The organism is uncultured Barnesiella sp., from assembly GCF_946496565.1.
GTDB classification, from domain to species: Bacteria; Bacteroidota; Bacteroidia; order Bacteroidales; family Barnesiellaceae; genus Barnesiella; species Barnesiella merdigallinarum.
This window is the reverse complement of record NZ_CAMMHD010000016.1, coordinates 87,260-97,352: the sequence shown is the minus strand read 5'-3', so window position 1 is coordinate 97,352 and position 10,093 is coordinate 87,260. Positions and strand designations below refer to the sequence as shown.

Here is a 10,093-nt window from a genome sequence, read left to right as displayed (position 1 = left end):
TTGTCTCTGCCTTCGCCTTTCACTACCTTTGTAGAAGATAGGAGGCGGTTCAGCACAGCCAAACTTGAAAACTTCATTTTCGTTTGTCTCTGCCTTCGCCTTTCACTACCTTTGTAGAAGATAGGAGGCGGTTCAGCATAGCCAAACTTGAAAATTTCATTTTCGTTTGTCTCTGCTTTCACCTTTCACTACCTTTGTAGAAGATAGGAGGCGGTTCAGCATAGCCAAACTTGAAAATTTCATTTTCGTTTGTCTCTGCTTTCACCTTTCACTACCTTTGTAACAATTTGTTTCAATCATATATCAGCTATTCCCAATATGCCCAAGAACCAAGAAGAAAACCCAATAAAACCGACACAACCCGAAGAGAGTGCACCTCAAGAGACTCCTCAGGAAGCACCACAAGAAGAGAAGAAACCTCACAAGGGATTGTTCAAGAACGAGCGTGTCAACTTCATCATCGGGGTGATTCTCATCATCTTCTCGATTTACCTGACCATATCGTTTATTTCGTTTCTGTTCACCGGTAGTGTAGACCAGAGCAAAATCGAAAATCTCTCGATTGGAGAACTCTCGTCGGTAAGCAACGACATACAAAACTGGACCGGAGCATTCGGAGCCTACCTCTCCAACCTCATGATTAACCGCTGGATGGGCATCTCGGCCTTCATCGTAGCGCTGTGGCTCTATGTGGTAGGGCGCCGCTTCATTCGGGTATCGCACACCCGCATGATACGGTTCACCATCACGTGCGCCCTCTCCATCATCGTCCTGTCGCTCTTCTTCGGCTTTATCTTTCTGCACAGCTACCAGGGCACCTTCCTCTACCTGGGCGGATACCACGGCTACTACGCCACCCAATGGCTCAACGCCTGGATAGGTCCCTGGGGTACCGCGCTCTTTATTGCGGCGCTCGCCATCATCTTGCTGGTACACCTCAGCTACAAGACCATCGACTACATACGTCGCGCCTCATCGGTCAACCTTACCGGCCGGGCCATCCAGTCGATTCGGAAGAAAGCCGACCAGTGGGCCAACAGCGGAGACCACGACAAACCCGAAAAAGAGGATGACGAAAAAGAGATAACCGTAACCCCGGAGGATACCGTACCCGAAACTGCTCAAACGGAACCAACGCCCGATGAAATGTCCCAAACGGACATCAAACCAGACGATACTCTCGCGGCCTCCGAAATGGACGACATCACGGCCGGATACCCCGACGATCTGGTAGAGCCACTCCCCTCGCCCGACGAACTGGAAGAGCCTGCACCCCACGACCACGAGGAGACCAAGCGCCTCACCATCGACACCGGCGACCCCTCGTTTGTCATCGAAACGGCCGAGACCGACGAGATGACCACCCAGGCTCCGCCCCTCGAGGACTACGACCCCACCAAAGACCTCTCGCATTACAAGCGCCCCACCTTCGACCTGCTCGACAAGCGCGAGAGCAGCGAGGTTGAGATAAACATGGAGGAGCAGGCGGCCAACAAGAAGCTCATCACCGAGACGCTGAAAAACTACAACATCGGCATCAGTTCCATCACCGCCACCGTGGGCCCCACCGTCACCCTCTACGAAATCAAGCCCGAGGCCGGCGTGCGCATTGCCCGCATCAAGAATCTCGAAAACGATATTGCCCTCAGCCTCTCGGCTCTGGGTATCCGCATCATCGCCCCCATTCCCGGCAAGGGTACCGTGGGTATCGAGGTGCCCAACAAGGAGCCCAAGATGGTATCGATGTACTCGGTACTTGCCTCGCGCAAGTTCCAGGAGTGCAAATACGACCTGCCGCTGGCTCTGGGAAAAAGCATCACCAACGAGGTTTTCATTGCCGACCTCTGCAAGATGCCCCACATCCTGGTAGCCGGTGCGACAGGACAAGGTAAATCGGTAGGACTCAACGCCATCATCACCTCGCTGCTCTACAAGAAACACCCGGCCCAACTCAAATTCGTACTGGTCGACCCCAAGATGGTCGAGTTCAGCATCTATTCGGTCATCGAGAAACACTTCATGGCCAAACTGCCCGATGCCGAGAAGGCGGTCATCACCGACAGCGACAAGGTCATCGCCACCCTCAACTCGCTCTGCATCGAAATGGACAACCGGTATGCCCTGTTGGCCAAGGCCAACGTGCGAACCATCAAGGAGTATAACGACGAGTTTATCCACCGCCGGCTCAACCCCAACAACGGACACAAGTTCATGCCCTATATCGTGGTGGTCATCGACGAGTTTGCCGACCTCATCATGATGGCCGGACGCGACGTCGAGATGCCTATCGCCCGTATTGCCCAGAAGGCCCGGGCCGTGGGTATACACATGGTCATCGCCACCCAGCGGCCCTCGACAACCGTCATCACGGGTAATATCAAGGCCAACTTCCCGGCCCGTATCGCCTTCCGCGTGATGCAGATGGTCGACTCGCGCACCATCCTCGACGCTCCGGGAGCCAACCAGCTCATCGGACGGGGCGACATGCTCTTCACCGAAGGAGGCGAACTGAAGCGTATCCAATGCGCCTTCATCGACACCCCCGAGGTGAAACGTATCTGCGAATACATCAGCCATCAACAGGGATACCCCGAAGCCTACGAACTGCCCGAATACAAAAACGAAAACAGCGACTCGGGCAGCGGGGCCGACATGAGCAACCGCGACCCCCTCTTCGAAGAGGCCGCCAAGATGATTGTCGTATCGGGACAAGCCTCTACCTCGTCGCTGCAACGGCGATACTCCATCGGCTACAACCGGGCCGGCCGACTGATGGACCAACTCGAAGCCGCCGGTATCGTGGGCCCGAGCGAAGGCGGCAAACCCCGTCAGGTGTTAATCTCGGACATCATGGCTCTTGAAAACAAATTAGACCTAATGAAATGAAACTAAGTCGCATCCTTCTTTTCTGCGCTACTCTGCTCCTGGCCAATGCCCAGGTGGCACAGGCTCAAAACGGCACCGCCGCACTCGACCGGGTGGTCGAAAAAATACGCCGCTCGGGCGACCTGTCGGCTGCGTTTACCCTCACCGTATACAACGCCCTGAACGAACCGGTCGACAAACAGTCGGGCACCATAAAACTGTCGGGCGACAAGTTCTACTGGACAACCCCCGCCATGACCGTCTGGTACAACGGCCAACTGCAATGGGCCTATGTAAAAGCCTCCGAAGAGGTGAACCTTACCGAACCCACCCCGGCCGAAATTGCCTCGATCAACCCCTACACGCTCATCACCACCTACAAGCAGAATTTCAACGTCAAGGCCTTGAAGGCCAAGAACAGCCAGCAACGGGTGGCCGAGCTTACCCCCAAGAAGAAGGGAACCCAGATAGACCGGGTGGTACTCACCGTAAACGCATCGAACTGGATGCCCCAGTCGTTCCAGATCTATTACAGCGACCGCACGCACAGCACCATCGCCCTGTCGCGACTGGTCACCGGGCAGAACTTTTCCGATGCCACCTTTGTTTTCGACAAGAAACAATACCCCAAGGCCGAAGTCATCGATTTACGCTAATCACTTAAAAACGAAATAAAACTATGGAACAGAACGAACGAATCCGTTGCCTCATCATCGGGTCGGGACCGGCCGGTTATACCGCCGCCATATATGCCTCGCGGGCCAATCTGGCACCCGTCCTCTACGAGGGCATGCAACCCGGTGGACAACTCACGACCACCAGCGAAATAGAGAACTTTCCCGGTTACCCCGAAGGTATATCGGGATTCGACATGATGGAAGACCTGAAAAAACAGGCTGCCCGATTCGGTACCGACATTCGCCGCGGTATCGCTACCGCCGCCGACTTTTCGACCCGCCCCTACCGCATCACCATCGAGGGCGAGAAGGTGGTCGAGGCCGATGCCGTAATCATCTCGACCGGCGCCTCGGCCAAGTACCTGGGCCTCCCCGACGAGGCCAAATATGCCGGCATGGGCGTATCGGCCTGTGCTACCTGCGACGGATTTTTCTACCGTAAGAAAATCGTGGCCGTCGTAGGCGGCGGCGATACCGCCTGCGAAGAGGCCGAATACCTGTCGCACCTCGCCTCGAAGGTCTATCTGATTGTGCGCAAGAACTACCTGCGTGCCTCCAATATCATGCAACAGCGGGTAATCGAAAACCCCAACATCGAAATCCTGTTCGAGACCCAGGCCGAAGGATTGTTCGGCGAGAACGGTGTAGAGGGCGTGCATCTGGTCAAAGGGAAAGATACCGACCACGAAGAGCGATACGACCTGGCTATCGACGGGTTCTTCCTGGCCATCGGGCACAAACCCAACACCGATATATTCAAAGGTGCCATCGAACTCGACGAAAACGGCTATATCGTTACCAAGCCCTTCACGACCGAGACCAATCTGCCCGGTGTATTTGCCGCTGGCGACGTAGCCGACCCCCGTTATCGTCAGGCTATCACTGCCGCCGCCTCGGGTTGCAAAGCCGCCATCGATGCCGAGCGATACCTCATCAATAACAAATTGTAACAAGATTTGCCTGAGCGGCTCAAAAGGAGGGAGAATTTATTCTCCTTCCTTATTTTTTTTATTCTAAAGCTCTATTTCTTATAAAATTAGATATTTTTCCTCTTTTAAGAAACGATATATCAATTTTTTAGTTACTTTTGTGCTGTAAAACATAGTTATAAGGCAAATGGTCAAGAAAAGCACACTGGAGTCTATACTACAAGAAGAGATGTCCGACTTTTGGGCGTTGCTCGAAAGTGAGGAAAAACGCATTATTGCCGAAAATTTCAAGATTCAGAATTTCAAAAAAAACGAAATCATATACAGCGAAGGCGAAACTCCCTCGCAACTCATGTGCTTATTGAAGGGAAAAGTAAAAATCTACAAGGACGGCGTGGGAGGCCGCAGCCAGATTATCCGGTTGATTCGTCCGGTTCAGTACTTCGGCTACCGGGCCTACTTCTCCCGCGAAGCCTACGTGACCGCCGCAGCCGCCATCGAAAGTTCTACCATCGGTTCTCTGCCCATGCCCCTGGTCGAGAAATATATCCGCCAGAACAACGGGTTGGCCTGGTTCTTCATCAAGGAACTCTCCAACGATCTGGGCATATCGGACGCCCGCACGGTGAATCTCACCCAGAAGCATATTCGGGGCCGGCTGGCCGAGTCGCTGCTGGTGCTCAAAGAGAACTACGGTGTCGAGGAAGACGGACTCACCCTCAACATCTACATGGCGCGTGAAGACCTGGCCAACCTCTCGAACATGACCACCTCGAATGCCATCCGCACCTTGTCGAGTTTTACCAACGAAAAAATCATCACGGTCGACGGCCGCCGCATTCAGATTATCGACGAAGAGCGATTGCGCAAAATCAGCAAATTCGGATAATCTCCACGACAATATCTTACCCTTATATACAGAAGAAGCTGCCTACCCTGGACGGGACGGCAGCTTCTTTCGTTATATCCACTCCGTATTGCAATACGGTACGGAAGACTATTTCAATTCAAATCCGGCACGCGACCGAATGTCCTCGGCCGAGGCGCCGATGAGCACCTCGAAGCGTCCCGGCTCGGCTACCCACGCATGTTTCGCATCGTCGAAATACGAGAGGCTCGTGCGGTCGAGCACAAACTCTACCTCGCGGCTTTCGCCCGGTTGAAGCATCACCTTGCGGAATCCCTTCAACTCCTTGATCGGACGGGGCAACGACGACTTCAGGTCCGACACGTAGAGTTGCACCACCTCGGCACCGGCACGGCTGCCCGTGTTCTTCACCGTGACGCGCACCCGCAGGCTGTCGGCCGCCGTCATCTGCTTGCGGTCGAGCACCGCCTTGCCATACTCGAATGTGGTATAGCTCAACCCGTGGCCGAAACAGAAGAGCGGACGATGGTTTTTCTTCTGCTTGTCGCTCCAGCGATAGCCTACGAAAATATCGTCCTTGTACACCTCGCGGTGATTGACACCCGGATAGACCAGCGAGTCGTTCAGGGCATGGGCGTGATAATCTTCGAGGCGGGCACACATCGTGAAGGGCAGTTTGCCCGACGGGTTCACATCGCCCACCAGCACGGCGGCCAGGGCATGGCCGGCCTCGCTGCCGCAATACCAGCCCTCGACAATAGCTCCTACCCGGTCGGCCCAGGGCATGGCCACACTGTTGCCCGAGACGAGCACCACGACGGTGCGGGGGTTGACCTCGGCCAAGGCCTCGATCAGTCGGTCCTGATTGTAGGGCAAACCATAGTCATAACGGTCGCCTCCCTCGCAATCCTGGTGACTGTTCTTATTGAGGCCACCCACATAAATCACATAATCCGATTCACGGGCCAAAGCCACTGCCTCGGCCAGCAGTTCGTCGGCCGAGCGCGATTCCGACAGGTCTACCTTCGAAACCACACCATTATAGGAACCGTCGGTATTGCCTACATAACCACGGGCATATACCACCTCGGCGGCATTGCCCACTCTTGCCCGCAGGCCGTCCAGAGGCGAAACCTCGTACTGTGCCTTCAGCGACGAGCTGCCGCCGCCCACGGTCATCATCTTGATGGCGTTCTCGCCTACGACCAATATCTTGCGGGTCTTTTCCAACCGAATAGGCAACGTGTTGTCGCGGTTCTGCAACAGCACGATTCCCTCCTCGGCTATCTGCCGGGCAGCCTCGCCATGAGCCGGATCCTCGAACGAACCATAGGGACGGTTGGGATTCATCGTCGTGCGGAACATCATTCGCAGAATATTACGCACCTTACCGTCGACCACCGACTCGGGTATCACCCCGGCCTTTATCTGCTCGAGGAAAGGCCGGGCTAGGAAGTAGTGGTTATAAGCATCGCTCGCACTCACCGACAAGCCGTCGGTACCGGTACCGAACTCCATGTCGAGACCGTTATAGGCAGCCTCCCGGGTATTGTGAACGCCACCCCAATCGGAGATAACCACCCCGTCGAAGCCCCATTCGCCCCGCAAAATGTCGTTGAGCAGGCGTTGGTTGTGGCAGCAATGCTGCCCGCGATACAGGTTGTACGACCCCATAATGGCCCAAGCCTCGCCCCGCTGTACAGCCGCCTTGAAGGCCGGCAGATAAATCTCGTAGAGAGCCCGGTCGCTCACCTCGACATCGACGCCAAAGCGGTCATACTCCTGGTTATTGAGCGCGAAGTGTTTCACACAGGCAGCCACCCCGCACGACTGAACTCCCTGGATATAGGGAACTACCATCTCGGAGGCCAGATAAGGGTCTTCGCCCATGTACTCGAAGTTACGCCCGTTCAACGGCGTGCGGTAGATATTCACGCCGGGACCCAACAGTACATTCTTGTTCCGGTACCGGGCCTCCTCGCCTATGGCCCGACCATAACGCAGAGACATGTCGGGGTTCCACGTAGCGGCCAGACAGGTCAAGGCCGGGAAGGCCATGCACGAGTCGTTGGTCCAGCCGGCCTGGTACCATTCATCCCAAGCCACTTCGGGGCGTATGCCGTGCGGACCGTCGGTCATCCAGTTCTCGGGCAGACCCAAACGGGGGACTCCCGCCGAACTGAACTTCGATTGAGCGTGACACAAGGCCACTTTCTCTTCGAGGGTCATTCGCGAAAGGGCATCTTCTACTCGATCTTCGATGGGTTGCGAATCATCGAGATAAACAGGTGTTTGGGCCATGGCCGCCTGCAAAGGGAATAACAGCGCGGCAGCCCACAGGGGTTTTAGAAAAGATCTCATGATAATTATTTTGAAGGTTAATAACAAAAAAATTTGTTCTTGTCACAGGATTATGGTCTCAATTCAAATCCGGCACGCGACCGAATGTCCTCGGCCGAGGCGCCGATGAGCACCTCGAAGCGTCCCGGCTCGGCTACCCACGCATGTTTCGCATCGTCGAAATACGAGAGGCTCGTGCGGTCGAGCACAAACTCTACCTCGCGGCTTTCGCCCGGTTGAAGCATCACCTTGCGGAATCCCTTCAACTCCTTGATCGGACGGGGCAACGACGACTTCAGGTCCGACACGTAGAGTTGCACCACCTCGGCACCGGCACGGCTGCCCGTGTTCTTCACCGTGACGCGCACCCGCAGGCTGTCGGCCGCCGTCATCTGCTTGCGGTCGAGCACCGCCTTGCCATACTCGAATGTGGTATAGCTCAACCCGTGGCCGAAACAGAAGAGCGGACGATGGTTTTTCTTCTGCTTGTCGCTCCAGCGATAGCCTACGAAAATATCGTCCTTGTACACCTCGCGATGATTGACACCCGGATAGACCAGCGAGTCGTTCAAGGCATGGGCGTGATAATCTTCGAGACGGGTGCACATCGTGAAGGGCAGTTTACCCGACGGGTTCACATCGCCCGTCAGCACAGCGGCCAGGGCATGGCCGGCCTCGCTGCCGCAATACCAACCCTCGACAATGGCACCTACCCGGTCGGCCCAGGGCATGGCCACGCTGTTGCCCGAGACGAGTACCACCACGGTGCGGGGGTTGACCTCGGCCAAGGCCTCGATCAGGCGGTCCTGGTCGTAGGGCAGACTGTAGCTCTTTCGGTCGCCTCCCTCGCAATCCTGATGCCCGTTCTTATTGAGACCACCCACAAAAATCACGTAGTCGGCCTCCCGGGCCAAAGCTACCGCCTCGGCCAGCAGGTCGTCGGCCGAGCGGTCGGTCTGCAACGAAGGGATGGTATACATGACACTCTTCGGCGGGTCGGGACTGGCATAGCCCCGGGCATACACCACCTCGGCCACATCGCCTATCCGGGCCCGAAGCCCCTCCAACGGCGACACTTCGTACCAGGCTTTCAGCGACGAGCTGCCGCCGCCCACGGTCATCATCTTGATGGCATTCTCGCCCACCACCAATATCTTGCGGGTCTTCTCCAGCTGGACAGGCAACGTGTTGTCGCGATTCTGCAGCAACACGATACCCTCCTCGGCTATCTGCCGGGCAACCTCGCCATGAGCCGGATTCTTGAACGAGCCGTAGGGACGATTACGATTCATCGTCGTGCGGAACATCAACCGCAGGATATTACGAACCTTCCCGTCAACCACCGACTCGGGGATGCTCCCCGACTTCAACAACTCAAGGAACCGACGAGACAGGTAGTAGTCGTCGTAGGCATTGTCGACACTGAACTCCATACCGTCGGTGAGAGAACCAAATTCCAAATCGAGTCCGTTATAGGCCGCCTCGAGGGTATTGTGCACGGCACCCCAATCGGAGATGACCACCCCGTCGAAGCCCCATTCGCCCCGCAAAATATCGTTGAGCAGACGTTGGTTGTGGCAGCAGTGCTGTCCCTGGTAGCGATTGAACGACCCCATAATCGACCACACCTTTCCCCGCTGCACGGCGGCCTGAAAGGCCGGCAGATAGATTTCGTAGAGGGCCCGGTCGCTCAGCTCCACATCGACATAGTGCCGGTCTTTCTCCTGATTGTTGAGCGCAAAGTGTTTCACGCAGGCGGCCACACCGCACGACTGCACCCCTTGGATATAAGGTACTGCCAGCTCGGAGGCCAGGTAAGGGTCTTCGCCCATATACTCGAAGTTGCGCCCGTTCAACGGCGTGCGGTAGATATTTACGCCGGGGCCCAACAGCACGTTCTTGTTCCGGTAACGCGCCTCCTCGCCCAAAGCCCGGCCATAGCGCAGAGCCATATCGGGGTTCCACGTAGCGGCCAGACAGGTCAGGGCCGGGAAGGCCATGCACGAGTCGTTGGTCCAATCGGCCGGACTCCATTCGTCCCACAAAAGTTCGGAACGAATACCGTGCGGACCGTCGGTCATCCAGTTTTCGGGCAGGCCCAAACGGGGAACTCCCGGTGAACTAAATTTCGATTGAGCATGACACAAGGCCACCTTCTCTTCGAGGGTCATACGCGAAAGGGCATCTTCTACGCGATCTTCAACAGGCTTTGTATCATCAAGGTAAACAGGGGGTTGGGCTACGGTTACAGCCGCGACCCATAGGAGCGTAACTCCTAATACATGTCGCATGTTCTTCATGTTTAAAATAGCAAATGTGACTGAATAACAAATATAATCGGGAATAAAGGTAGATATAAAATCTATTCCCGGCAACAGAACATGCTCAAATAACACTTTAAAACATTCCCTCCA

At 55.7% G+C, this 10,093-nt stretch carries 7 protein-coding genes; 4 read left to right on the top strand and 3 right to left on the bottom strand.

From position 1 onward, the window contains the following. On the bottom strand, positions 1–182 hold a 182-nt coding region (locus tag Q1K76_RS09510), incomplete at its 3' end, for a hypothetical protein (RefSeq protein ID WP_300132866.1). 136 nt (positions 183–318) lie between these two features. Between Q1K76_RS09510 and Q1K76_RS09505 the strand changes: the two genes are divergently transcribed. From Q1K76_RS09505 to Q1K76_RS09490, 4 genes are all read left to right on the top strand, one after another. Then, positions 319–2,886: a DNA translocase FtsK gene (locus tag Q1K76_RS09505; RefSeq protein ID WP_300132864.1), complete on the top strand. Its 2,568-nt coding sequence runs from the start codon at positions 319–321 to the stop codon at positions 2,884–2,886. After that, on the top strand, positions 2,883–3,521 hold the full coding sequence (locus tag Q1K76_RS09500; RefSeq protein WP_087407663.1) for a LolA-like putative outer membrane lipoprotein chaperone: 639 nt from the start codon (positions 2,883–2,885) through the stop codon (positions 3,519–3,521). The genes Q1K76_RS09505 and Q1K76_RS09500 overlap by 4 nt, the downstream gene beginning before the upstream one ends. Before the next feature lie 23 nt (positions 3,522–3,544). Further along, positions 3,545–4,492 (top strand): thioredoxin-disulfide reductase, encoded by a 948-nt coding sequence (gene trxB / locus Q1K76_RS09495; protein WP_087407664.1) that lies wholly within the window; start codon positions 3,545–3,547, stop codon positions 4,490–4,492. 166 nt (positions 4,493–4,658) lie between these two features. Next, positions 4,659–5,360 (top strand): Crp/Fnr family transcriptional regulator, encoded by a 702-nt coding sequence (locus tag Q1K76_RS09490; RefSeq protein WP_087407665.1) that lies wholly within the window; start codon positions 4,659–4,661, stop codon positions 5,358–5,360. Between the two features lie 108 nt (positions 5,361–5,468). Here the strand turns inward: Q1K76_RS09490 and Q1K76_RS09485 are convergent, their stop codons facing one another. After that, positions 5,469–7,640, bottom strand: coding sequence for a glycoside hydrolase family 3 C-terminal domain-containing protein (locus tag Q1K76_RS09485; RefSeq protein ID WP_300132869.1), 2,172 nt, complete (start codon positions 7,638–7,640; stop codon positions 5,469–5,471). 110 nt (positions 7,641–7,750) lie between these two features. Then, positions 7,751–9,970 (bottom strand): glycoside hydrolase family 3 C-terminal domain-containing protein, encoded by a 2,220-nt coding sequence (locus Q1K76_RS09480; protein ID WP_300132859.1) that lies wholly within the window; start codon positions 9,968–9,970, stop codon positions 7,751–7,753. Between the last annotated feature and the right edge of the window lie 123 nt (positions 9,971–10,093).